Origin of the sequence: Paenibacillus sp. NPDC057886 (assembly GCF_042796655.1) — a bacterium.
Taxonomy (GTDB): Bacteria; Bacillota; Bacilli; order Paenibacillales; family Paenibacillaceae; genus Paenibacillus.
The window spans coordinates 551,661-576,781 of sequence record NZ_JBHVMZ010000002.1; the positions used below are offsets into that span (position 1 = coordinate 551,661).

Annotated in this window: 27 protein-coding genes; 7 read left to right on the plus strand and 20 right to left on the minus strand. The window is 43.5% G+C overall.

All coding sequences use genetic code 11. From position 1 onward, the window contains the following. Positions 1-192: 192 nt before the first annotated feature. Both ACFVQB_RS09525 and ACFVQB_RS09530 read left to right on the plus strand, forming a co-directional pair. Entirely contained in the window at positions 193-1,038 is an 846-nt protein-coding gene (locus tag ACFVQB_RS09525) for an aldo/keto reductase (protein ID WP_379437487.1), read from the plus strand. A gap of 170 nt (positions 1,039-1,208) precedes the next feature. Then, the gene (locus tag ACFVQB_RS09530; RefSeq protein WP_379438113.1) at positions 1,209-1,535 is read left to right on the plus strand and encodes a cell wall hydrolase; all 327 of its coding nucleotides are present in this window, start codon (positions 1,209-1,211) and stop codon (positions 1,533-1,535) included. 23 nt (positions 1,536-1,558) lie between these two features. Here the strand turns inward: ACFVQB_RS09530 and ACFVQB_RS09535 are convergent, their stop codons facing one another. Further along, positions 1,559-2,308, minus strand: coding sequence for a hypothetical protein (locus ACFVQB_RS09535; protein ID WP_379437489.1), 750 nt, complete (start codon positions 2,306-2,308; stop codon positions 1,559-1,561). Between the two features lie 640 nt (positions 2,309-2,948). Beyond that, positions 2,949-3,803 carry a copper amine oxidase N-terminal domain-containing protein gene (locus ACFVQB_RS09540; protein ID WP_379437492.1) on the minus strand — a complete coding sequence of 285 codons (855 nt, stop codon included), beginning with the start codon at positions 3,801-3,803 and terminating at the stop codon, positions 2,949-2,951. A gap of 686 nt (positions 3,804-4,489) precedes the next feature. Between ACFVQB_RS09540 and ACFVQB_RS09545 the strand changes: the two genes are divergently transcribed. Next, positions 4,490-5,119, plus strand: a complete 630-nt coding sequence (locus ACFVQB_RS09545) for a copper amine oxidase N-terminal domain-containing protein (RefSeq protein ID WP_379437495.1) — start codon at positions 4,490-4,492, stop codon at positions 5,117-5,119. 86 nt (positions 5,120-5,205) lie between these two features. Here ACFVQB_RS09545 and ACFVQB_RS09550 read toward each other — a convergent pair whose 3' ends face one another. Both ACFVQB_RS09550 and ACFVQB_RS09555 read right to left on the minus strand, forming a co-directional pair. Beyond that, a complete protein-coding gene (locus tag ACFVQB_RS09550; protein WP_379437498.1) occupies positions 5,206-6,357 on the minus strand; it encodes a hypothetical protein in 1,152 nt (383 codons plus the stop codon). Between the two features lie 293 nt (positions 6,358-6,650). Then, complete coding sequence (locus tag ACFVQB_RS09555) at positions 6,651-7,403, minus strand: hypothetical protein (RefSeq protein WP_379437501.1); 753 nt, start codon at positions 7,401-7,403, stop codon at positions 6,651-6,653. A gap of 517 nt (positions 7,404-7,920) precedes the next feature. On the opposite strand from ACFVQB_RS09555, the gene ACFVQB_RS09560 reads away from it, so the two are divergent. Next, on the plus strand, positions 7,921-8,217 hold the full coding sequence (locus ACFVQB_RS09560) for a hypothetical protein (RefSeq protein WP_379437504.1): 297 nt from the start codon (positions 7,921-7,923) through the stop codon (positions 8,215-8,217). On the opposite strand, the gene ACFVQB_RS09565 is transcribed toward ACFVQB_RS09560, so the two are convergent. The 5 genes from ACFVQB_RS09565 to ACFVQB_RS09585 all read right to left on the minus strand — a co-directional run bounded on the left by ACFVQB_RS09565 (position 8,210) and on the right by ACFVQB_RS09585 (position 9,900). After that, on the minus strand, positions 8,210-8,374 hold the full coding sequence (locus ACFVQB_RS09565) for a hypothetical protein (protein WP_379437507.1): 165 nt from the start codon (positions 8,372-8,374) through the stop codon (positions 8,210-8,212). The genes ACFVQB_RS09560 and ACFVQB_RS09565 overlap by 8 nt on opposite strands. Before the next feature lie 3 nt (positions 8,375-8,377). Beyond that, positions 8,378-8,746: a hypothetical protein gene (locus tag ACFVQB_RS09570; RefSeq protein WP_379437510.1), complete on the minus strand. Its 369-nt coding sequence runs from the start codon at positions 8,744-8,746 to the stop codon at positions 8,378-8,380. Continuing rightward, on the minus strand, positions 8,736-8,999 hold the full coding sequence (locus ACFVQB_RS09575) for a hypothetical protein (protein ID WP_379437513.1): 264 nt from the start codon (positions 8,997-8,999) through the stop codon (positions 8,736-8,738). The genes ACFVQB_RS09570 and ACFVQB_RS09575 overlap by 11 nt, the downstream gene beginning before the upstream one ends. Positions 9,000-9,352: 353 nt before the next feature. Continuing rightward, positions 9,353-9,523: a hypothetical protein gene (locus tag ACFVQB_RS09580; protein WP_379437516.1), complete on the minus strand. Its 171-nt coding sequence runs from the start codon at positions 9,521-9,523 to the stop codon at positions 9,353-9,355. Between the two features lie 11 nt (positions 9,524-9,534). Further along, positions 9,535-9,900 carry a hypothetical protein gene (locus ACFVQB_RS09585; protein ID WP_379437519.1) on the minus strand — a complete coding sequence of 122 codons (366 nt, stop codon included), beginning with the start codon at positions 9,898-9,900 and terminating at the stop codon, positions 9,535-9,537. A gap of 379 nt (positions 9,901-10,279) precedes the next feature. Between ACFVQB_RS09585 and ACFVQB_RS09590 the strand changes: the two genes are divergently transcribed. Together ACFVQB_RS09590 and ACFVQB_RS09595 are read left to right on the plus strand one after the other, a co-directional pair. After that, a complete protein-coding gene (locus tag ACFVQB_RS09590) occupies positions 10,280-10,501 on the plus strand; it encodes a hypothetical protein (protein ID WP_379383609.1) in 222 nt (73 codons plus the stop codon). Between the two features lie 191 nt (positions 10,502-10,692). Beyond that, on the plus strand, positions 10,693-10,878 hold the full coding sequence (locus tag ACFVQB_RS09595; RefSeq protein WP_379437521.1) for a hypothetical protein: 186 nt from the start codon (positions 10,693-10,695) through the stop codon (positions 10,876-10,878). A gap of 25 nt (positions 10,879-10,903) precedes the next feature. Here ACFVQB_RS09595 and ACFVQB_RS09600 read toward each other — a convergent pair whose 3' ends face one another. Both ACFVQB_RS09600 and ACFVQB_RS09605 read right to left on the minus strand, forming a co-directional pair. Next, complete coding sequence (locus tag ACFVQB_RS09600) at positions 10,904-11,479, minus strand: hypothetical protein (RefSeq protein WP_379437524.1); 576 nt, start codon at positions 11,477-11,479, stop codon at positions 10,904-10,906. A 30-nt stretch (positions 11,480-11,509) separates the two neighbouring features. Further along, entirely contained in the window at positions 11,510-12,091 is a 582-nt protein-coding gene (locus ACFVQB_RS09605) for a hypothetical protein (RefSeq protein WP_379437527.1), read from the minus strand. A 210-nt stretch (positions 12,092-12,301) separates the two neighbouring features. Here ACFVQB_RS09605 and ACFVQB_RS09610 point away from each other — a divergent pair, with 210 nt between their 5' ends. Continuing rightward, complete coding sequence (locus ACFVQB_RS09610) at positions 12,302-12,541, plus strand: hypothetical protein (protein ID WP_379383601.1); 240 nt, start codon at positions 12,302-12,304, stop codon at positions 12,539-12,541. Between the two features lie 394 nt (positions 12,542-12,935). Here ACFVQB_RS09610 and ACFVQB_RS09615 read toward each other — a convergent pair whose 3' ends face one another. From ACFVQB_RS09615 to ACFVQB_RS09655, 9 genes are all read right to left on the minus strand, one after another. Next, complete coding sequence (locus ACFVQB_RS09615) at positions 12,936-15,035, minus strand: glycosyl hydrolase family 18 protein (RefSeq protein WP_379437530.1); 2,100 nt, start codon at positions 15,033-15,035, stop codon at positions 12,936-12,938. Next, the gene (locus ACFVQB_RS09620; RefSeq protein WP_379437533.1) at positions 15,036-16,607 is read right to left on the minus strand and encodes a chitinase; all 1,572 of its coding nucleotides are present in this window, start codon (positions 16,605-16,607) and stop codon (positions 15,036-15,038) included. A 374-nt stretch (positions 16,608-16,981) separates the two neighbouring features. Continuing rightward, a complete protein-coding gene (locus ACFVQB_RS09625) occupies positions 16,982-18,064 on the minus strand; it encodes a pectinesterase family protein (protein ID WP_379437535.1) in 1,083 nt (360 codons plus the stop codon). Then, entirely contained in the window at positions 18,061-19,173 is a 1,113-nt protein-coding gene (locus tag ACFVQB_RS09630; protein WP_379437538.1) for a glycoside hydrolase family 88/105 protein, read from the minus strand. Before ACFVQB_RS09630 ends, ACFVQB_RS09625 begins: the two co-directional genes overlap by 4 nt. Before the next feature lie 58 nt (positions 19,174-19,231). Beyond that, positions 19,232-20,200, minus strand: a complete 969-nt coding sequence (locus tag ACFVQB_RS09635) for a LacI family DNA-binding transcriptional regulator (protein ID WP_379437541.1) — start codon at positions 20,198-20,200, stop codon at positions 19,232-19,234. A 32-nt stretch (positions 20,201-20,232) separates the two neighbouring features. Next, a complete protein-coding gene (locus tag ACFVQB_RS09640; RefSeq protein WP_379437543.1) occupies positions 20,233-21,828 on the minus strand; it encodes an extracellular solute-binding protein in 1,596 nt (531 codons plus the stop codon). A 55-nt stretch (positions 21,829-21,883) separates the two neighbouring features. Beyond that, positions 21,884-22,765, minus strand: coding sequence for a carbohydrate ABC transporter permease (locus tag ACFVQB_RS09645; RefSeq protein WP_379437546.1), 882 nt, complete (start codon positions 22,763-22,765; stop codon positions 21,884-21,886). Between the two features lie 29 nt (positions 22,766-22,794). Then, complete coding sequence (locus ACFVQB_RS09650; protein ID WP_379437548.1) at positions 22,795-23,712, minus strand: ABC transporter permease; 918 nt, start codon at positions 23,710-23,712, stop codon at positions 22,795-22,797. Positions 23,713-24,187: 475 nt separating this feature from the next. After that, complete coding sequence (locus tag ACFVQB_RS09655; protein WP_379437551.1) at positions 24,188-25,084, minus strand: helix-turn-helix domain-containing protein; 897 nt, start codon at positions 25,082-25,084, stop codon at positions 24,188-24,190. Positions 25,085-25,121 lie beyond the last annotated feature (37 nt).

A 25,121-nucleotide genomic window follows, 5' to 3' on the forward strand; every position in this document is an offset into this window, starting at 1 on the left:
CAGTCAGAGATCAGCCTAAACACGCGTCTTTCCAGCGTTGAAGCTACAACTCGGAACCGGTTTCGCCCTTTATTTTAATCTAGTATAATACGTTAATTCGAATTTAATCTACTATGATTTAATGAAGGATACTAGGATTCATCGTTTTACAACTTACTATCATTTTGATTCATAATATGAGGAGGACTTCACATGACAGCACAACATTTACAATCCACAGTAGCTTTGAATAATGGCGTTCATATGCCTTGGTTCGGACTTGGCGTATTTAAGGTAGAAGAAGGCGCTGAACTCATCGAGGCCGTTAAACAAGCGATTGCCCACGGTTACCGCAGTATTGATACAGCCGCTATATACGGCAACGAATCCGGTGTAGGGCAAGCGATTGCCGAGGCATTGAAGGAGAATAATCTGAAGCGTGAAGATTTGTTCATTACATCCAAAGTGTGGAACGCAGATCTCGGATATGAAGAGACGCTTGCGGCATATGAGACAACGCTGAACAAACTCGGACTGGAATACCTGGACCTGTATCTAATTCACTGGCCAAAAGCAGGCAAATACAAAGACGCATGGAAAGCGATGGAGGAGCTGTACAAAGCAGGCCGCATTAAAGCTATTGGCGTCAGCAACTTCCAGATTCATCACCTTGAAGATCTGTTGCAGGATGCTGAAGTGAAGCCAGCAATTAATCAGGTAGAGTACCACCCTCGTCTGACTCAAGCTCCACTTAAAGCATTCTGTGAGAAAAACGGAATTCAATTGGAAGCTTGGTCCCCGCTGATGCAGGGCCAACTTCTGGACAATCCGGTTCTGACCGAGATTGCCACTGCGAAAGGTAAATCGGTAGCACAAGTCATCCTGCGTTGGGACTTGCAGAACGGTGTCATCACCATTCCGAAGTCCACCAAAGAAAAACGTATCGTCGAGAACTCTTCCATCTTCGACTTTGAACTGTCCAATGATGAGATGGAGCGCATTAGCGCCCTGAACGAAGATGTTCGCGTTGGACCTGACCCGGACAACTTTGATTTCTAATTTAATAAATATGTATAGGATTTCATCTCGTTCTTCCTCATGATTGTTAAAATTAAAGGGCGAGTTAACTCGTAAAAGTTCCTCGCCCATAGCCGATTGTTTATTCAATCGGCTTTTTTATTTGTGCTTCTTCTCTATTAAACGGATTAAGAAAAAGACGTTCCAGGATAATACAAAAACATGCTGGTGTAGCATGGGTAATGAGTAACCGTGTTGACAAAAACTTGAGCGAATTTGGTGGAAATACGTACAAGGGTGTCATCCTTAAAACAAATGCTTTTGAAGGAATGACGAGTAGTAATGCACGCCAACCTAATACATCGAGTACAGCTTGGAGTGATTCGATTGAACAAGCACTTGCCTCTTCACGTCTTTCTAACCCTATTGGAACGTGCTTATGGTTTGTGACCAACACCTACTTTGGTGCAGGCAACAAAAAAATTGTAGAGAAGAAAGTACTTGGAGACCACACGTTTTACAGAGTTGAAGGCTACTAATACTCAGAATAAAAGAAGGAAGCTCATAATGAGCTTCCTTCTTTTATAATCTCTATTTTAGACGGTTCTAATTTCCCATTAACAAATGAAAATCTAACTATCGCATCTCCTAAATAATTACCTGTTGAAATCTGAATTGGTAACTCCGCAATAAGCTGATTATCCTTTAATCCAAATCTCAATATATTCTGAACCGTCGGTTGTTCAAACCAATCGTTTGAATCGCTCTCACTGAATTCAAATAAGTGCTCCTGACCATCGACTGAAAGTGTATACTTCCGAATGTCCTTATCTGTTTTTAGATCAACTTTAATATTACTTAGAACGAATTTCCTCGGATCCGAAACTGATATTTCTGTAAAATCGGATTTAAGCACATGCACTTCTGAATCATGTACTCCAGTCCCTGTGCCTTTGGTCAAAACAATGACAATTTCATCTTTCCCATCTGCATTTAAATCAACGACCGATATTTGAGGATAAAAGGAGGGATTGGTTACATTAATCCAATTGAATGTTTTCGCTTCTCCATTTATTACTACATTTAGAGACGAAAACATATCTTTTTGTTCTGTTTCTTGAACACCATAAATAGCAACTCTCTTATCTGAAGTCTCAGATAATAGTGTATTAGGAGTCGATGTAGCTGGTGTTGTAGCATTTTCTTTGGACGCGTTTTTATCTATCTTTGCTGGACTTGATGACTGATTATTTGCCCCACATCCAGATAACAAAATAGCTCCTACCAATGTGAAAATATTGATTTTTTTCAAATATATATCCTCCATTTCAAGTTTTTTTTAGTATACACATTCTTCAAATCCAATAAGTTTAAAAAATGTATTTTATTTTAAAAAAAACGTAACATTTCAACTCCAAAATATTACTATAGTCCCCTTTCGATCTAGAAGACTAAGCTGAAGAAACTAAATATATTCCCTCAACGACTCCTGTATATGGGATTGCTTATTTTGAGCAAAAGGTTAGAATATAGGCTTAGTTTAAACCAAGCCCAGGTTACAACTTGGTAAACGAAAAAGGGTACTCCCAATAATCAGGAACACCCAATGTACTTATGCTTATGATTAAATCCCCTAGCCATGCCCATTATAGCCAATGTTATTGACATAGATACGACAATCGCAACACAACTTTTCCAATCCCTGCTGGAAACCTGAAACCATATGATATTGTAAAAATGGTGCATGGTGTTCACGATAATGGAAATAACAGCTATAGCCAAGCAAGATTCTCGAATGTTCAATTGCGTGCCAATACGAGTGGTTCTGTGTATGTTCCTTGGGATGCATCAGTAGGACATACGTATTCCCGCGTAAATCTTACTCCAAATGGGGGCGCTAATTTTACGGGACAATCTGCTCTCCCACTTTCTACAACCCTTAGTCAATCTATTTATTTCTCATCCTCAATTGGATATAGATCATTCAAGCTTTCCATATCTTTGCTTCCAAGTATTGTCTCTTTTCCGTCAGTGGAGATGTACCCATACTGAGATTGCCCTGAATGTGCTGAGATGTTATAAAAAAATAACCGGCCATTGATTTGAGGACGTTTTCCTACTTCACTTGATACGGTGGTGTTTTTTAGAAAGCTAACTTTATTTTGATTCCCACCAATTTTCCCACTCCATGTGAGCCAAGCTGCATTTGATTTAACCTCATAGTAATTGATAATACTGTTTTCTATCGTAAAAAATGAATTTGATTGCCCTTCAGGAAAAAACAATCCAAAGGAGCCCCCGCTGCTCTCCACTGAAGTTAATTCTTTTAAAGTAGAAATTTTCGGAATATTAATCGCAGCAATACGTGCCTTAGTTAAGTCCGCCGAATCCAAATTTGCTTTTGTTTGGTCATTTATCTTTGCTACATGGACAGTTTTTGTATCAGGATTCCAAGCAACATCACTATTGAAATTCTGAGCTATAAAGCGGATAGGAACCATTACGCGATTATTTCTAATTTGCGGTGACTCAGATTGATTTTGATTATTGACACGAAAAGTTATTTGCTGGCTAGGATCTGCAATTACAAGTGTTTTAGTTTTGTTGTTCCAGCTTTTTATAGAAAGCCCTTCAATCTGTTCAATACTTCTCAACGGAACATAAGTGGTACCATTTTGAACAAAAGGAGCAACGTCTGTCTTAACCTTATTACCATTAACAACTATTGATATAGGTGTGGCTGCTTGTGCAGTTGACACGACAAAAAATAAGGCCAAGCAAGTGAGAAAAAATGATTTCCATTTCAAATGGATAACCCCCTTAGGTAATTGTGGTTTTTTAGTACATTAAATATAGACCCAAGATAAATGTAAAATGTTTCTTTTTTTTGGACGATTTATAATGAAATATGTATTAAATTACTGCATTGGGTTTGATTTAAACCACTTAGCAAACTCATGTTGTTGCCTTTGTGCATAGTTTTTAATGGAAGCGAAGCAATTCGGAACGAATACGTTGTCGTCATGTTCCATGATCCATTGCCAGTATGACCGTGAGCTTGGAGTGAAGCTCTAACCCGAGTAATTCCCAGAGGTGGTTATAGGGTCTTAGGTGGCCGTTCTTTTACTTCCTTAGAGCCAGTAGCATCAGTCCTAACGTTCTTTAGATCTTCAGCTCCTTTTCTAAGCTGCACTTCGGCTAAACGAACAAAATAGCTCAAGTAGAGATAGCTCCATCTGAACGCTTTTGTTGAATATAAGTACTTTCCATCGACAAACTATTTCGCACCTTACAATTATCAACAATCACTGGATTTCCCTACTTCTCCACCGTTTTAATGATACTCGTTGATTGAGATAGTGCCAGTACCTTCTGCTTTGATAACTGGAATTTTGTGTTATTCATCTTTTTGTTATATCTTCTATATGCATGCAACTAAATCCATTTATTTACGTTATTTGGTATATATTAAATTTTGAGGAGGATGTTTTATATGAAGAAGAAAATTCTGATTTCCTTTTTTGCATTCGTTATCTCGCTTAGTGCAGTAGTAGGACTAGCTTTGGCAAAAGGGACTATTAAAATTGTAGTAAACAATCAGACTGTTGCTCCTGATGTAGCACCACGGATGATTGATAACCGAGTGATGGTACCTATCAGTTTTGTTTCAAAAGCATTAGGTGCTAATGTAAATTGGGATCAAAAAAATCAGACAGTTACCATTAGAGATAACAATCAGCCTCAGCAGGAAGATATATGGAAAGAAGAACTTGATCTGAGTGGAAGTAGTTGGTCTGGCGTTAAAAATCTTATTGCGGTCTATATCGCTGGTTATGATAGTCGTGATGATGAGTTAATCAAATCAGTTACAGTTGATGGATTTGATATGATACCGATCGGTGGGATTTATCCGGCAATTATAGATTATAATATTATAGATGCCCAAAGCACTAAAAATGGTATCAAGGTACGTGTTAAGGTCATATCTAATGAAGAGAAGCTAAGAGAAGAGATTTGGGATTTTGATATTGCTAAAGGAAAAATACAAAAATGGAAAATGGTAAACAGTGCAGATATCAATTCCTATGCTGTATTTCCAGGGCTTTCATTCAAAAATAATTAAATTGTACTCATAATACAGTCCAAGTAAAAACAGCCTTCGTCAATGGACGAAGGCTGTTTTTGTTGCGGAGTAAGCTTGGTATTTATTTAAGGAGCCAAGGTTTGTATAGCAACTACACCGGGACCTGAGAGAGATCCTGCGGTCGAGGTGGTGAGCGGATATGTTGCTGTTGCTCCCGCTGCCAAAGTGAATGAAACCACTTGGACTGCATCCTGAGTAGACGATGTCATCTCCAGTTTTGGAACACCAACCGTTGGATTATTGTTCCACTGACATGCTCCACCAAAGGGTTTAACCCTAGATGTTAGAAAAACTTTAATTATGCGACTTGCAGTTGAAGTATTCTTAAATGTGATATTGATTTTATTTTTCACACCGTAAAGACCTTTGTTGTCACCATAGGAATTTTCTGAATCGTAACTACCAGATTGCTTCATCAGATTGTCATTCGTACCGTTAGCAAAACTGTAGAATTTGTACGAATTCAATGCACCTGTTTCAAAATTAATGGTACTTTGAATATCTGCAAAATTCCAAGATCCACGTGGGTGAGTTTCTCTCACCGCAATAACAGGCGTTTGATTTAGACGAAGGTCCGCTGTGGCCGTGTCCGAAACGCATGAACGTAATCTAAATGTCATCGGAGCCGTAGGAGACGTTACATTTTTGAGTGTAAATTCAACCACGCCACCAATTAATTGACCATTCGGTACCGTCCACTCCTTAACCAATCCTACATTTCCTGCAGTAATTGAAGGATTGGCAGGCGTGGCATCATCTAGCGTGTTACCAAGTAGAGATTTCGCTGTACAAATACCATGAGGTATAAAATACCCCGTTGTCACAATAGAATGTTTCAAGTTGGAGACTTGGATAGTCCCCGGAGTAGACGTGGAGTTGGAACCATTACCAATGGTAATCCCGTATTTTAATGTCTTTCCAGTTGTATTCAAATGCCAGACAAATACACGATAATTTACGCTGTTTCGATCATTCAGATAATCATGCCAGAGTGTGGCGAATCCTCCTGAAAACTGGACAGACCATTTAGGATCTGTAGGTGTACCGATGGTTTCAGGATTATCTGAAATAACAAAGCGAGTTGTCCCCGTCTTGGTTAAAGTGTTCTTCTTCAGCTCGAGCTTCTTCATAAATTCTACAGCCGACAGCTCACTATTCTTCCAGTTGGGATATTCAGCATCTAGGATGCCCCTCTGACCTGGTGTAATTGTATTCAAGACCCCTGCAAAAGTGCTTTTAGGTGCAAATGCTTTAAGTGTAGGCTATTAGGCAGACTATGAGTGTCCTGCTACCTCTTATTGTTCCAGTACCTCGTATGCCGGTAAGAGCGTAAGTACAAAACGCCTTTGGGCTACAGCAGGATACAATGGAATGGATACAACCATTACAAGCTCCAATAACACTTGTTTGAACACTTTGCACTATATTCAGAAAACGGATCCGAATGTATATGGGTTGTCGGACATTTACTGAGCCTTGAATAACTGGAATAGAAAAAAAGAAATCCTTTTTATTCAGAAATTAACTGCTTTTTGCTCAAATCTAATTTGTAAGTTACGTCTTTCATGTCTTCCTCGGGCGTGCCAGCACCAACAGGTGGATGAACAACTAGACCATCATTTGCAACACTTAATGATGGTTCAGATTCAGAATAGGGAAGTGTCTTAGAAACTTGCTCCTTTTGAACAATCTCCAATGGGAATGCCTCACCACTTTGTTTATCGATCGCGAATACATACCCTTCCAAACCATGTCCCGTTTGATATTGTGGAGTAAGGACATAGACATCAGCATCTTTAAAACTCATCTTTTCAAAGGTTATTTTTTTGTCAGATGGTTGGATAAATAAATAAGCTGGTAGTTCCAATAAAACTTTATCTTGGCCATCGTATCTGTAGACGATAGAATAATTGCTCTGGAAGGTCTGATCTCCCTCTTGCCCCTGAGTACTCGATACGTTCAAGTGTCCTCGTTCTTCTTTACCATTAGAAATCATAAGCAGTGTTCCCTTATCCGTTTGTTGTTCTGCGCGAATCGATTGGTCTTCATTAACTGAATCAATGGTAATTGAATTCGTGAGATCAGACTTAGGGAATACACTAGCTATATCACCTGAAGGGTTTTGTTTTTGAGTAGATGAATTGTTAGAATTTTGGTCGGCTTCTTGATTTTCGGTATTACTAGGAGTGGCCGTTCCAGCGTCTTGTTGATTATTACAGGCAACAAGCAAACTAAATAATAAAACCGACGACGCTAAAAGCAAAGCATGTTTCTTAATTGTACTCTCCCGCTTTCATATATAGATTTCACCTTAAATTACACAGATACATTTATCTAATACGTTTAAAAAATGTATTTATTTGTTGAAAATTACGTAACATTTTATTCTGCTTCCCCTTTTCCTTTTCACGCCGCTTCATTTCCACATAATAATCAATTCTTATATATAAACGGGAATAAATGAAAAAAGTTACTATTTCACAAATTATAACGTAGCGTATCACTACGCATTATGATATGATATAAAAAAAATCCCTTTTTCAAAAAAAAGGAATCTATAGTAAATGAAGTTACCACACTTTCCTCAAAATACATTATTTATAAAAATAACAACAAAGAGTCAATATTGTAACCTGAAAAATCGAAACATACGGCTCCATTCAGACGTAAAAAATATACTTCTGTGGAAATTACACCCTTAACACACGAACGTACGTTTGGTATAATAGACAGACCAAGTACAGAAACGGTTATTCAATTAAAAGGGGGGCTCTTGTCTTATGTTAGTATATGAAAATCAATTTCCTGTGAACTGCTTCACTTTGTTGCCAGTAGATGTAAAGCAACATATTATGGGGATCGTGGATGCTAGCCCGACATCTCAATTCTATTGTCATGTAACAACAGAAATACCTAATGTTAATGTTTATCTGATTGAACACAACCCATCGGAAATATATACCATTTGTCATTTTTTTTCATATGATCAAATTGGAGAAGACTATTCCTATCAAAGTCTTTCCTCAAATCAAATCAATATGATGAATCAATTTGTCCTACAGGCTAATATTACTTAGCCCTTTTTTCCCTTGTCACACGTTCATACTCTTCTTCAATTGTTTTAGATAACAGCTCAGTTGCTGTCATATTCAGCTTTTTTGCAGCAGTGGCTAACTGTTTTTTAATGTACACAGGTACGTCATAATGGAATTTAACTTTATTTCCGTATGCCATTATTTATTCCCCCATAATTTCTTGGTATTTGTTTTCAATAATACGGATTAATAATTGAGTAGCTGATATTTCTTGTAATGCAGCTGCTTCAATTAGCTTCTCCTTAATTTCGGGCTGGAACTCATATGGTAATTTTAACTTTGGTTCTACCATACGACCATCTAATGACTTTTCAGCATCTAAGGCCAGTTTCACTAAAGTATCTAAGGACGAATCATTAGATGCTTCTCTTCCGTACTTGGGCAATACGCGTATTAAATACTGCTTTAAGGCCTTCTGATTTTCCTCCGGTATTTCTATACCTAAATTCTCACCATCTATCTTAAAGTCACAGTCCACCATAAACCCAAATAAATTGATACTATACTTCATATTTACCCTCCTTCTCAGCTACGGCTATTGTATAGCGATTTGAATCAATTCCATTTAGATTTGAACCAATACCTAATAAATCTGAAAAAATTGTATTGCCTTTAGTCTTATAATTCGCTATTAAACTATGTGTAGCAAGGACTACCAGATGAGATTGAGACAAGCCGGTATTATTAGCAATATTCAGTAGCTCTTCTCTAGCTTTTTCCGGAAGATAAACTGTGAGCCTAGAAGGCTTTTCTTTTGAATTCATTAATATCCCCCTATCTTTATCCATTTTATTATAGCATATAATATATGTCATTGTAACATACATCTTAAAAACCATAAAAAATATTGTACTGCAAAAACTTTACTATAATAAGAACTAAAGAAGGTAGATATAAAGAAACATATAATGGGGATCATGGATTTCAAGTCCAACAACTCAATTTCATTATCAACAACAAAAATTCCTTTATGTCTATGTTTATCTAATCGAAGGCAACCGATCAGACAACTATTTTGTTTTTCACGTATTTTCGTATGACCACATTGGTCAAGATTATTCCTATCAATGTTTTCCTACCAACCAAATTCATAGGATGCACGACTTCATTTTAAAGGCTAATCTAAATTAGCCTTTTTTTCTTTTATTACGCGTTCATATTCTTCTTCAATGGTTTTAGATAACAGTTCAGTTGCTGTCATATTCAGCTTTTTTGCGGCCGTAGCAAGTTGCTTTTTTATATACACAGGTACGTCATAATGGAATTTAACCTTATTTCCATATGCCATTGTCTATTCCCCTATCCCATAATTTCTTGGTATTTATTTTCAATAATACGAATCAATAATTGAGTCGCTGATATTTCTTGTAATGCGGCTGCCTCAATTAGTTTTTCCTTAATTTCTGGTTGAAACTCATAGGGTAATTTTAGCTTAGGTTCTACCATACGCCCATCTAATGTCTTTTCAGCATCCAGGGCAAGTTTTACTAAAGAATCTAAGGACGAATCATTAGAAGCTTCTCTTCCATACTTGGGCAATACGCGTATTAAGTAATTTTTCAATGCCTTTTGATTTTCCTCCGGTATTTCTATACCAAAATGCTCACCAGTGATTTTAATATCACAGTCAACCATAAATCCAAATAAGTTGATACTGTACTTCATATTCACCCTCCTTTTCAGCTATGGATATTATATAGCGATTCGTAACGCCTCACAATATGTTTATCCCTGAAAAAAATTGTATTGCCTTTAGTCTTATAATTCGCTATTAAACTATGTGTAGCAAGAACTACCAGATGTAATTGAAACAAGCCGGTATTATTATCGATGTTCAGCAAACTCCGTTCTAGCTTTTTTCGAAAAAATACACAGTGAGCCTAGAAGGCTTTTCTATCGATTCCATCAACATCATCCTATCATTATTCACCCCTGTTATAACACGTAATATATGCTATTCTGACATTTATTATAACTCGTTTTATTATATAGCGATACGTTACGTAATATAGTATAATGAAGCTAAAGAAGGGAGGTCTTTCTTATGGATCTACAGGCTGTTATTCAGCTAATCGGTAACGTTGGATTCCCCATTGCCCTTTGTCTCATTCTCCTTCAAACCATTCTTGTAAAATTTAACAAGCAAATGGACGGATTAGAGAAGCGGTTGGCTCAGCTTGATAAGACAATGAATCTTTTAGTTAGGACATTTCATCAGAGTTCTTCACAACCAGCTATTCGCCAGGACAAAAAGAAAGATGGCTAATATTGAAATTTTTATCTCGTATACACATACAAACCCCGTAAAAATCTAACGGGGTTTGTATGTGTTTTTTCCTTCCTAACCTTAGACAGCCCATTTAGCTTTTTTGTGTACCGTTTGTAGGTTATAATGTAAATAAATTCAATATGCTGCTTTTGAAAGCAGTATACATAATAAAGGAGGGGATGAAGATTATGAGCAAATCATTGATAAGAAAATTGCTAACGCTTCTTGGGACTTTAATATTTGCTGTAGGTCTAGCCTTCATGATCATTGAAGAATTTACTCTATATAAAACAATGAGTATCATTTTAATGGTTGTTGGGATCGCTATCATTCTTATCTCTAACTTTTACAGAGAAAAAAAAAGCCGGGACTAAGCCGGCTTTCTTTTTTTCATACTTTTTAGCAGTCGATTCCTAAACCTACCAAACATCCTGCACAAGCTGCAAGGCCAGCTCCTGTCCATACAGCTCCACAAGCTACTACACAAAACGATTTAAGCCATAACGGAAGGCCCTCAAATCCAGCCTGTAGGCAATCCTGAAGTCCCATAGTTGTAACTTCTCCTTGGACAACCACCGCTTGGCCGTTCACTTGTGTTTCAATGTACTTATTGTGCTTGTATATCCCTTTGACCTCACGTTTTTCCTCTGCATCAGAGAAGGCCAATGAGAAACCATTTTGAATTTTTTCAATAGACATAATTTTGACTTTCTTAATGAACTGTTGCTCATCATAGTATACGGCAATAAATTTATTGACGTTTTCCGTTTCCTGTTGAATAGGAATAAGCAAGTTTTTTGTTGGAATCCCTTTAAAATAGTGCCATTCTGCTTCACCCATAACAAGCGTATACTTAGCTGCCAACGCTACATAGTCAGCATTGCTGCTTAGGTTCTGGATAAGGGAATCACTAATATCTACCTTTGCAGCAATGTGGAACTCTTCTTTCGGATACAAGTTTAAATTTTCAATCATAGAAATACCTCCATTATAATTAATATCTATTTAACAATTAATACCAAAACCAACCAAACAACCAGCACATACTACACATGCAGGAACAATTAAACCGAAACAGGACGCACAAGATCCCCCACACGCAGCTTGAATATACCAAGGCAAATTTGCCCATTCTTTCTGTAAACAATCCGCCAAATCTAAAGTAGTCACATCCCCACTCGTCTCCCGCTTATATTGAACAAGTTCATAATCACCGTTAAATGTTCCAGTCACTTCAAGGTTACCGTTCAGATCTTCATATCTCAGTTCCAAATTTGAACTATAATCCATAGTGAAAATTTTCGTCTTCATATCATCTTCATCGCTGTTCTGCACAAGCACAGTTACATAAGTTTCAATATTACGCTTTAAGACTGGAATCAATACAGCATAGTATCTCGCACCGCGGTATACATGCTTCTGAATGTTATTAAGATCAAGTTGATTAAACTTCACGAATTTCTTTACATCCAATCGATTAAGGATTTTCCCAACAATAGAATCACTTCGAGATAATGGAGTTGCTGTGTGAAAGCCTTCATCATAGGCAACGTTGTCTTGAATAGCTTTTACGAATCTGTTTTGCATCTTCGATCACCCTTTTCTCCCGTTCTGGGATATTTTTGTTTTAACACCTGAACTGTAGAGATTTAATGGGGTTGTAACAATACATGTGAACCCCTCACCTGTATTGTTCACTTCAAAGCTCTAACCACAGAATATCATATTGCGTAGCGTTACGCAATATGATATTCTGTGGTTAGATTAAAAAACTTTTCATTCTAAGGAGGTCTAGACATGATTTGTCGCGATCAATTACTTAAAAGTATTCGATCTGTCCATTTAGCTGTTCTTTCCTACGCTAACTGCGTCTGTGAGGAAATTGATGAACAGGAGAGAGAATTGCTGTTTGCATCTGGGCTTGAGTTGTCCAACCAGCTTGCCGAACTTAGAAAGATGTACATCAAGCAATACAAGGTTGATCCAATTACAGGGCTTCGACCAATTACGCTTTCTTGCACTTGCCAAAAAAGATAAAGAACTCAGCCAATCAGCCTCCCTCTTTATCTTGGCTCCTTAGGGTTTACAGTGAGGTACAGGAACGCAGAGTGCCTTAAACGGGGCGCTCTTTTTATCGGCACGAGAGTCTTTTTTTCGCATTGAGGGATGCATTTCACCCGAAAATCAACGAATTTATGAAATGTACCCTACGACATTATCAGAATATCGTCAGGAATAAAGTAATTCAATAATTTGAAAAGCTCTGTATTCCTAGTGCTGATGACCGCATCAGGACAATCAAGACAAACTGCCGGATGCTATCTACGGCGAGAGTTTCATTCATATGAGCGAAAAACCACCGGATCAAGGACCGGTGGTTTTTCTTGTCTACTGCGCGTTTCACTTAAAAATGTTGTAATTAAATTTTTAACTATTGAAGCTGCCACAATGCTGGTACATTGGATGGTTCCCACCCCGTCAAGGACGTGTGGGGCTGCAAACATTTATACGTCTTGCCGTTATATGTGACCAGTTGTCCCGCAGTATAAGCTGTGTTGGCCTGCCAAGCGGATACGCCAGGATTCGTCGTTCCTGTCGAAGTTTTCACGTTCACAGCGTTGCTCGCTGCAGACACATTGCCTGCTGCATCCTTTGCTTTTACCGTAAAAGTATATGAGGTATCGGCCGCAAGCCCACTGATCGTTGCTGTCGTTCCAGTGACCGATGTCGCCAGTACTGTTCCGTTGTACACGTCATAACCCGTTACACCCACATTGTCAGTGGATGCCGTCCAGCTCAGCGTTATGCTGGAGGAAGTTTGCCCTGTCGAGACAAGATTCGTTGGCGCAGTTGGTGCTTGCGTATCGCCTCCCGGCTGAGCCGTTGTGCTTACAGTTACAGCATTACTGGCTGCAGACAGATTACCTGCCGCATCTTTTGCTTTTACCGTGAAGGTATATGAAGTACCCGCTGTAAGTCCGCTGATCATTGCTGTCGTTCCAGTGACGGATGTCGCAAGATTAGCGCCATTATAGACGTTATAACCGGTAACACCTACATTATCCGTTGAAGCATTCCAGGCCAGCGTCACCGAGTTTGCCGTCACGCCTGTCGAACGGGCATTCCCTGGTACGCTTGGAGCCGTCGTATCTGCTGGAGGCACTGTACCTCCGGTAGGCAGATCGGCTTTCAGTTTGTTTTGGAGTGTTTTGTTACGGTCACCGCTGAGCTCCCAGAACATCGCTCCGCCGAGTCCTTTGCTCTTGATATAAGCCGTTTTATATCCAACGGACTCCGCATCGTCATAACTGATAAAGCGCTTGTTGGACGCATTATAGAGATATGGCACTTTGGCCGTGTCATTCCAGTAACGTGTGTATCCGTTTTTGTTGATGTAATTGGCTTCCAAATCATAGAAGTCAAAGGAGCCTGCTTCCCATGTTCCAACGGAAGAACCACCCGTGCACGTCTGATACTGGCCGTTGCCTGCTTGTGCGCATCCATCCCAGCCACGACCGTAGAATGGAACACCAAGCACGAGTTTAGCGGCCGGTACGCCTGCATCCAGGTGCCCTTGTGCTCCGGCTGCCACATTAAATGTATTGGCATCTGGCACGCCAGCAGTTGAAGCTGCAGGATCATAATTCAATGGCGCATTATGTGCGCTGATTTTTTGCCAAGCCCCGTTAAAATCGTATGTCATAATGTTAATCCAGTCGACGATGGCAGCAATTTTTGCAAGCTCCGTATTGGCAGCATAGGTTGCAGACGCACCGCTTGCAATCGTAAGCAGATACTTCTTGCCGTCCACAGCTCCCGCTGCATCCAGCTTTTCACGGATTTTGCTCAAGAGCAATGTGTAGTTTTGCTTATCTTCAGGACGTTTGCTGTTACCATCGAGTCCGCCTGATACTGGGTACTCCCAGTCCAGATCTACCCCATCAAAATTGTACTTCCGCAGGAAGTCTACGGCAGAGTTAGCAAAGACCTCTCGGGTTGCAGCAGTCGCGGCTACATCAGAGAAACGGTTGGACCACGTCCATCCTCCAACGGAGATAATAGTCTTCAGGTTAGGATTAGTTTGTTTCAACTTGTTAAGCTGATTGATATTACCCGCAATAGGCTGATCCCACGTATCCCCTGCAAATGTCTTGCCCGTATCGATCCATGGATCGCCGAGCACGATTGTTCCGTTCGGTACATTGATCGTCTGGCTTTTTTCATTCTGACAGGTCCAGGTTACAGGATTGGGTCCCGAAGGGTCCGGATTTCCATGAATGCCGTTCCAGCAAATATCAGCAAACGCATAGTTGATATGCGTCACTTTGGTCGGGTCGATGTCAGCTACATTATAGTTTCTCCCGTACGCAGCCCAGGACGGATAGTAACCAACAATTTTATAAGAATCTGCTGCTTCGGCCGTAGCAGGTTGGAGCGCAAAGGAAGGAACGATGACGGATAAGAGCAGGGACAGACCAAGGAAAAACTTTGCAGTCTTCTTAAAAGCAGTGTGTTTATTTAAATTTATCATTTAATACACAACCTCCTCTGTCTTTTGCGTGCTAAATCCATTCAGGAATGGACGATGTGCGTTCGAGAACTGGTTATTCGTATACGCGTCCCAGTTGATTGACCAGGTCATAATGCCTTTGAGACCGGCATAGCCCGCAGGCTGGCGCAAGGTATAGGAACCGCCGTATGATACTCCTTTGATCAGATAGTTCAATGCCTTTTGCAGCTCAGCTGGCGCCGTATAGCCGCCTCCAGCCGCCTGCTGGGAAGCTGGTACGCCAATCGCAACTTGGTCCGGACGCAGAGGGCTAAAGAATGGACCTGAGCTTCCGCCTACGTTAAAACCTTGAAGCAGCATTTCGGCCATGGCGACATGGAAATCGGCTGTCCCTTGAGCGTAAGAACGTCCATCCAGCCCCACCATCGAACCGGTGTTATAGTGCTGCACATGAAGCAGGGTCAGGTCATTGCGCAAGGCATGAATCACTGGAAGATACGCCCCCCAAGGACCACCATAGTTCAGATATCCGCCCTGTACGTAGGCCGTTTCCGGTGCAGCGGTCAGGACGAAATTGGCACCAAAGTGTGATTTAAGCGCTTTCACGCCGTTAATCAGGTTAACGATCTTCGGAGTCGTTGGACTGCGAAAGTCGGTATCGCCCGCATTTAAAGACAGGGAGCTTCCTTCAAGATCGATGTCGAGGCCATTGAATCCGTAAGTCGAAATAATGGATTTTAGGGAATCCTCGAACTGTTGTCTCTTGGTTGCATCCGTGAGCTCAATCGTGCCATTGGCTCCTCCCATGGAAATCAGTACCTTTTTCCCTTGGCTTTGAAGGTATGCAATGTCCGACTTGAACTCTTCTACCGTAGCGTTATACGGAGTAAAAGCGAGCGTTCCACTGCCGGGTGAAATCGGCTCGGCAAAGGAGACATTAATAACGTCATAGGCTGTTGACACGTTGCGAAGTTTAATATTGGTAGAGCCATTGTCGAAATTGTGCCAGTATCCGATCAGCCATTTGCTGCCGCTTGGCCCAGGATTCGAAGATCCGGTGGAAGTTGTAACGCTGAGAGAGGTACTTGCAGCGGACAGATTGCCTGCCGCATCTTTTGCTTTGACTGTAAAAACATATGTGGTGCCGGCTGTCAGTCCTGTTACTACAGCCGTAGTTGTTGAAGTGTTCGCCGCGAGAGTACCGTTCCGGTACACTTCATATCCGGTTACACCCACATTGTCCGTGGATGCGTTCCAGGTAAGATTGACCGATGTCTCCGTGACGAAGGATGAGGTTAAACCTGCAGGAACGGAAGGTGGTGTCGTATCCGGAGTTGGAGTCCCCCCTCCAGTACCTTCCCCGACGTATTTCCACAACGCGGGCACATTTGAGGGCTCCCATCCGGTCAAAGCCGTATGGGGCTGAATACATTCATAATCTTTATTTAAATAGGTTACTAGATCTCCTTTTTTGTATGCGGTGCCTGCCTGCCACTGGGCAGCGGCGTCTGCTCTTGGTGCAAACCACGTAATAATCAGAAGAAATGCCAAAGCGAATGTAATGACTGGGCGGAATCGAACAGCTTGATTCAAGCAAAATCCCTCCTGTATTCAGGTTATTTTCACCTTGCAAACAAAGCTTCACTGGTGCACTTACTTGTGATCCGCGATCTATAGGGCTTATAAAACCGTCTGACGATGAGCGTCGCTTCACTCCCTTCCCTTATCAAAATGGACCTTCCCTCTCGCTTTCTCTTTTTGCAGACATCATCCAAATTTTACAGGGAATTTACAGATCCTCACCCTGTATTTAATCAGTAAAATGCAATGGAGATAAGGGATAAATTATTTCTATGGGGGGCGAAAAATGTAATATACCGCACAAAAAAGGCCATCTACCAAGCCATTAAGAGACTTGATAGACAGCCAATTTTTTTTATAAAGTAACGGATGTAATACCACGCTAATTATTTTAACTTCGGGGAGACTAGTTCAAATGACAACATACCTTCGAAAGGCTGCCACCCATCCTCACCGGATAAAATAATAGGCACAGCGTATTCGGCCGCTTCCTGCTCACTGAGTATTTTGGCCCATGGAACTCTCCCCATCACACTTCCGGCCCCAGGTCCGGCACTATTATATTCGAAGTACGCAACCGTCGCTTCTGCATCGGTCTTGTTCCAGTTATGCCAGCCCTCCTGCTTCACATGCGCCCCCATCCAGCAGTTCAGGAAGCAGACTTTGGCATGATTACGCCACGGTCTGCCCAGATATACGGACTGAGCGGGGGCGTTGCTGGTCAGGTCACAATCAATGAATACATAGCCATACCGTACATCCTCTGGTGTGGAAGCCGCGGTAATCCAGCCGTTCACTTCTCCCTCTGCAGCAGCAACATCGCTCAAGCGATTCTTCGCAAAGATCTCACAGCCCTGGAACACCGCCGTAGCCGAGCCAAAAATAAAGTCGACATCGCCCTCAATGTAACAGTCCTCATAATATTGGCGCAGCTTCCGCCGCTCCGCCCCGTCACGCGGCCCCCCGAAGAAACTCCGGTCAATCGGCTGCTCGGGCAGCGGTCCGGTAAAGATCGTGTCCTGGTGGCCTATAAATCGGCAATGCCGGAAGGCTGCCCGATCCCCATCCACGTATACAGCCAACGCCTGACCCACCTCACGACCAGGCCCAGCCGAGTTTACGAAGGAAAGCCCTTCAGCAGTAAAGTCATCTGCACCAATAAAGGCCGTGTAAGAATGAAAGGTATGATACAACTCCCCGTTCGGGAACTTCTTGAGCGCATAATCATCATACGTGATGATGGTCTGATCGGCTCCCGCACCGACGAGGTGAACCATCGGTTTCTCGATGTACAGTTTTTCAATATAGGTGCCTGGCTTTATACAAATCGTATACTTTTCAGTGCAGTCGGCCGGAATCGCATCAATGGCAGCCTGAATAGTGGGAAAATCGCCGCTTCCGTCCGCAGCAACCAGGTAACCATTCCTGTATAGATCCAGATCCGATCCAAGTGACAGAGGTTTGTTCATGGCAATCGCTCCATTTCCAGAGCAGCCAGCAAGAGCGGTGCCACACCCATGAACGAGTCACTCACAATCTGCTCGCCGACATAATAACTGTACGAACCATCCCGATCCAGACTGAGCCCTGCCCCGTGACAGATCGCGTTCAGCTTCACACCTTCCTCCGTTTCTTCCACCAATCGGGACATCAATCCCTGCCATCCCTTCTCTGCCGCCTGCCTGAAATGCGGCTCAAGGTAACGCAAGCGAACGCCCTTCGCCATGGCGTACACAAACATGCTTGAACCGGAAGCTTCCAGATAATTGCCCTTGCGGAATCCCTGATCCAGCACCTGGAACCAGAGTCCGCTCTCCTGCTCCTGTACACGTACCAAGGCATTACACATGCGCTCGAAGATGCCAATGATTGTGCCCCGTTTCGGATGATGAATCGGGAAGTGCTCCAGACTATCCACGATCGCCATCGCATACCAGCCCATCGCCCGGCTCCAGAAATGCGCGGAGCATCCGGTTACGGGGTCGGCCCAGACCTGCTCCTTCGATTCATCCCAGCCATGATAGAGCAGACCTGTGCGCGGATCACGAGTCTTGCGTTCGATTAGCAAAATCTGATGAGCCACTTCATCCCACAGATCAGGCCGGTCAAACGTCTTGGCATATTGCGCCAGGAATGGAGATGACATATACAATCCATCCAGCCACATCTGGAACGGATAGATTTTTTTGTGCCAAAATCCCCCCTCCGACGTTCGAGGCTGTCCTGCGAGCTGGGCTGCGAGCAGATGCGCAGCTTCAGCGTATCGCTGATCCCCTGTGGTATCCAGCAGCTCGAACAGGTTCTTGCCCTGATTGATCTGATCCAGGTTGTACTCTTCCAGGGAATACGTTCCGATGGAACCGTCCTCCTGAATATACAGATCCATATGTCTTTTCATAAAAGAAACATACTCGTCCTTGCCATATTGCTTGCCGGTGCGAGCCATTGCCATTAGCGTCATCCCCTGAACATATGCCCACCGTTCCGAAGGAAATACATGATAGCCCTCTCCATCACATTGCTGGCAAATCATCTCCGCTATTCGCTCCGACCAAGATAACTGCATCTGTACCTGCATAAAAGAACCCTCCCTGGACCTTGAATGTTGTACTCAGCTTATCATTAATGCTTAACACCTACTGCCGACAAACTGCCGTCGAATGGCGATGATTCAGCTTCGGCTGAATGATGACCGGATAATCCACCTGTTCATCACGGATCAACGATACGATCAACTCTGCCGCCTGTGCGGCCAGTTCATCCAGCGGCGGGCCGATGGTTGTCAATGCCACCTCGGCATACTGCATATCCGGCAGATCATCATAACCGATTAACGAAATATCATTCGGCACATTGTAGCCAGCTTCCAGCAAAGCCCGCAATGCACCTCGAGTTACCAGGTTGTTCAAGCCAATAAACGCCGTTGGCGAATCGGGTTCAAACGTATAATTCCGAATAGCAAAATATCCGTCCTCCCAGGAGGAATGTGCAGGTAGCACATGGCGTTGATCAAAATCAAGGCCTGTGCGCTGCAACGCTTCCCGATATCCTTCAAGCTTGATATTTTGGGAGTTTCCAATGAAACCAATTCGGCTATGTCCCAGTGACTTCAGATGCTCAACCGCTTTGTATATGCCCTCTTTCCGGTCTATCTTGATGTAAGGGGAGTTCGGGGCCTCATCTGTACCAAGCACGAAACATGGCATGTTCAGTGTCGCGAACTTTTTCCAGAAGGCATCCCGATTGTCCAACGCATAATCCCACAGAATGCATCCGTCTACGCGAAGCTGGCTAAAAACATCCAGCCCATCATCCGCGACGACCAAAATCATCTGATATCCCCGCTTCTTCAGCTCCGCGTGCAGATTGCCCGATATATTCGAGAACAACGGATTGCTCAGTTCATCAAGAACAAAGCCAATAATGTTGCTTCTGCCGGTGGAAAGCTGCTGAGCCATAATGTTTTTTCGATATTGATGCTTCTCCGCAACCGCGAGCACCTTCTGCCGCGTCGCCGGTTTGATGCGGGGATCACCGTTGAGCGCCTTGGATACCGTGCTGTAGCTTACTCCCGCCAGTTTGGCAATGTCCTTAATGGTTATCAAAATCAATCAACACCTCTCAACCCTTGGGAAGCTTATTGCTGTGCAGCCTTATACCGGTCATATTGCGCCTGTCTGCCGGCAATAACCTGCTCAATGTTCATTTTTTTCAAAGTCTCAATATAGCTTTCAAACTGGTCCAGACTGGCATCTCCACTTATAAATTTGAAGTTCATCTCTTCCACATACGTCGTAATATCCGGCATGGACATGCTCTCTACATTCGCTTCATCCGGCAGAGCATATACAAATGGGAACGGTTCGTGGATGTAAGGCTCCAATTCCTTGTCGAGCTTGGCATGCCATTCGGCCACAACGGAATCCGCCGAATCTGTAGACTGAATGTTCGGCAGATTCACGGGACCAATGCCGAGTTTCTGGATATAGTCATTATCTTTGCCTTTGTCCGTGAATGTCTTCACGCCATTCTCTTCGGTGTACGTATCATCCTTGATTCCCCAAGTATAATACGTCTGCGCTTCTTCACTCACCGCATAATCCAGGAAACGGAAGGCGAGCTCCGGATTTTGACTGTCCTTGGAGATTCCAAAGATGCCGCTCACGGGTGTACGTCCAATATAAAACTGGTCTCCATGCGGTCCTTTCAGTGGCAGAATGCCTTTGAAGATCGGCTCCGCCGGATCATAATCCTTGAACAGCGGGCTGTAGACCATCGACATGTACCAGCTAAAATTAAACGTGGCTCCGGTTACATCCTGCGAGATGCGGGAGGTCACCTGATCACTCGTGGTACTGGCATAGTCCACCCCGAGCAGGCCTTCTTTGTACAGCCCATTCAGGTATGTCAGATATTCCTTGTAGGCAGGCTCATAATAGCTGAAATGTACCTTACCCTGGTCATCGGCATAGAACTGATTGGACAGATCAAGACCAAAAGCAGGACCAAATGCCATCGGCACAAACTTGGATTCCATGGACAACGGTATTTCATCCGCCTCACCGTTACCGTTCGGGTCGTCTGTCTTGAATTTGCGCAGCATCGCTGTGAACTCATCCAGTGTCGTGGGTTCGTTCAGTCCCAGCTTCTTCAACCAGCGTTCATTCACCATAAACAAGGGCATGTAGTTTTTCGTAAGCGTTTGCTGCGGAACATAATACATTTTACCATCTGGCGTCGTTAAACTGGCTTTGACGGATGGGGATTTGTCGTATATTTTTTTGAGATTTACACCATACTTCTCCACCAGGTCATTCAGCGGAATAAACAGACCACTGTTAATGTATTTCATGAGCTGATCCTGATCCGGCAGATAGACGATATCCGGCAATCCCGTTCCAGCCGCAAGCCTTGGATTCACCGCATCTGCATAATTCTGCGGCGGAATGAGATCCCAATCGACTGTCACCCCGGCATTACTCTCAATTTTCTTCACAATCTCGGCAGTAGAAAGATCCACATTGGTCGTCCATGCGTTGGTCCCGAGAATTGACAGCTTGGCATCTTTCTGGTCGGTTACCGGACCTGCCCCTGTGTAGTTGAACGTCGGCTCCGAACTTGGTGAAGCACTGCCCTTATCTCCCCCTGCTCCTGTACTGCTGCTGCATCCGGCGAGACTGATAGCAAGTATCACCGCGAGAACACTTTTTCTTCCGGCCCCTCTGATTATCATCCGTTATTCCTCCTTGTTATGAACAACCTTGGGTGATGCATGGTGATCAATAAGGCTATCCTTTCACGGCTCCGAGGGTAATCCCCTTGACGAAGTACCGCTGGATAAAAGGGTAGATCGTAACGATTGGCAGAATGCTGACCACAATCGACACATACCGAACCTGAAGTGTGGACACCGCCAGCGCACCCGTGGTCATCGTGCCGCCCATTTTTTGCATGACCTCCGGTGATGCCATAATCAGCACCCTGCGCAGGAACATTTGCAAGGGCTGCATATCCTGTTTGCCCAGATATAGCAGGGCTGAGAAGAAGTTGTTCCAGTGGAATACGGCGTAATATAACGTCAGCACGGCAAGCGTTGGCTTGATGATGGGTATCGCCAGGCGATAAAGCATCGTCAGTTCATTGGCCCCGTCTATACTTGCACTTTCGAAGATTTCATTCGGAATGCCCTCGAAGGCTGAGCGGCAGATCATGACGTTAAACGTAATGACCAACACAGGAAGCACCATCACCCAGCGGGTGTTATATAGACCCAGTGACGTAATCAGCATGTAGACCGGGATGAGTCCGCCCGAGAAATACATGGTGAAGGCGATGAAGAAGTTCAACTTTCTGCGCAGGAAAAATTGTTGTCTGGATAACGGAAATGCAGCGAGGCACGTAGCTACAATATTCAGCAGTGTACCTATAACGGTGTACCACAGGGTGTTGTAGAAGGACACCCACAACTCCCGGTACTGGAGCACCATTTTGTACCCGGACAAGGTGAATCCTACCGGCCACAACGTAACTTTTTGTTTGTCGATCGCATCAACCGAGCTGAATGAAATGCTGATCACATACAGGAAAGGATACAACGTGACGATGACTGCCAATAGGGTCAGCAGGTAGACAAATCCGTAGAATAACCGGTCACTTCTTGATTTTTGCATACAGGTCTCCTTTGGGTCGGGATATGGTCTTACCAGAGTGACATCTTGGTCAGGCGCCGGGTCATCGTATTGGCCGCGAACACAAGCACAAAGGTGATAATGGAGTTGAACAGGCCAACGGCTGTCGCAAATCCGTAGTTCTGTCCTTCAATCCCCATCCGGTACACGTAGGTGGATAACACGTCTGCGGTCTCATAGGTAGCTCCGTTATAGAGCAGATATACTTTCTCGAAGCCTACGCTCATAATGCCGCCAAGCGACAAGAGCAGCAGGATGACAATCGTTGGTTTGATACTGGGAAGTGTCAGGTGCCATAGCTCCTGGAATTTGTTGACGCCGTCAATTTTGCCGGAATCGTACATTTCGGGGTCAATGCCCATAATGGCTGCAATGTAGATGATGGAGCTGAAGCCAAAGCTCTGCCAGATATCGGAGCTGGTGAATATCGTTCGAAACCATCCGGCGTCCATCATGAAGTTCACTTTCTCCATACCGAGCTTGGCAATCAGGGTGTTCACGATCCCGTCCGTGGGTGACAGGAAGTTAATAATCATGCCCGCGACAACGACGGTAGAGATGAAATGCGGAAGGTAGGTGACGGTCTGGGCGAACCGCTTGAACGTCTGATTCTTGATCTCTACAATACAGACGGCGAACAGAATGGGAATGGAGAAGCCGAACAAGAGTGGCAGAAAGGCGAGCAAAAACGTGTTGCGCAGCAGCCTCCAGAAGTAGATCGAATTCACGAACTGATCAAACCACCTTAGGCCCACCCATTCCCCGCTGAACATTCCCTGCCCAGGCATGAAATTACGGAAAGCCAGCAGCATACCCGGCATGGGAACATACATGAAGATGACGTAATACAGAAAAATGGGTGAGAACATCAGCAGCAAATACTTATCCCGTTTGATCAGGCTGAACAGCGTGGACATGCGACTTTTCACTTCATAGCACTCCCCTTCGAATCGAAATTACAACGTTTGAATTTCTGAACATAAACATGCCACACCATTCTTAATGGAAGTCATCCCCTTAAACACAAAATCCATTTAATTCCTTTTAAAATCGGACATTACGACAAGTAAGAAACGAATGAAGAAGAAAATCAAAACATAAAACCATAATTACAACGTTGTAATTTTACCCTGAATGTATACGCTTACACAAACTATTTTTCCCATCTTAGCAAAGTCCATCTGGTTTGGCAACAACAAAAATCAGTGTTTGCCTGCGAAGATATCTGCATACTTTTGCCGGTCAGGAAGACCTGTTAGTGGGCAAAAAAGGCGAGAAAAAAGGGCAATGAACGTATTTCTCCCGTTCTGCCCGGCTTTTGTCCTGTCTCCACCAGCGTTCTGGCGCAGCGCAGGATTGTTCTATTTTTGAAATGTATACCTGTGGCTTCAGCCTCTTCGGATTCTACATCTGGTTCCGATACTCCATCGGTGTTACACCCGTCACGCGCTGAAACGCTCTGTAGAACTGACTGACATTGGAGAATCCCAGCCTATAGCTGATGGTGGTCACCGAATCTGTCGTAAGACGCAGTCGTCGGGTCGCTTCCTCCACACGCAAATTCAGCACGTACTGATACGGCGTTGAACCTGTCAGTGCCTTAAAGGAACGCATAAAATGATATCTGCTCTGGTGCGCAACCGCCGCCATGGATTCAATGTCCATTGGACTTGTATAGTCACTGTGTATATACTCCAGCACGCGCCGCAGATGGGGGTCTATGAACGCGCCGCCGCTGCTGCTTGTTCGCTGGAGCAAATTCTGAAGCTGCCCGCATACCTGGTCAGCAGATCCCACGCTCTCCGACACACCTAATCCTGCGGTTGCCATCGTAAGGTTACTCCCATTGTGTTGACCAGTCAGCATCCGTCCAAGATATGTCTCTACCGCAAGCTCCGTTTCCTGTATCTGCAATGGTTCCGGCGCATCGTCCAGCAAAATGGCGTTCCAGCCTCGAAACAGTCTGCTAATTTCAGCAGGATCGAAGGTTTGTGTGGTCCGAAATTCGGTCTGCGCCCCTTGCCTCCCTGGATCCTCCAAGCCGCCAACTGGCGGATTACGAAACTTGATAACGATAACCGCGGAATCCGAACCAATCTCGAAAAAGTGCTCCATCCGGGGATGCGCAATAATTCCCAGTCCTGCTTGCAGTGGATAAGCCTGCTGTTCCTGCACCAGATGGCATTGTCCTCTTACAGGCAACGTAACCTGATACCAGTCATCATGCACATGGGGTTCATTGGCGAATCCGCCAGAAGCCTTCCACAATTCCAATCCATTCAGCATCATGTTTAATTCCATCGTTTCCTCACCTGCTGACATTATAGCAAATCGTGCT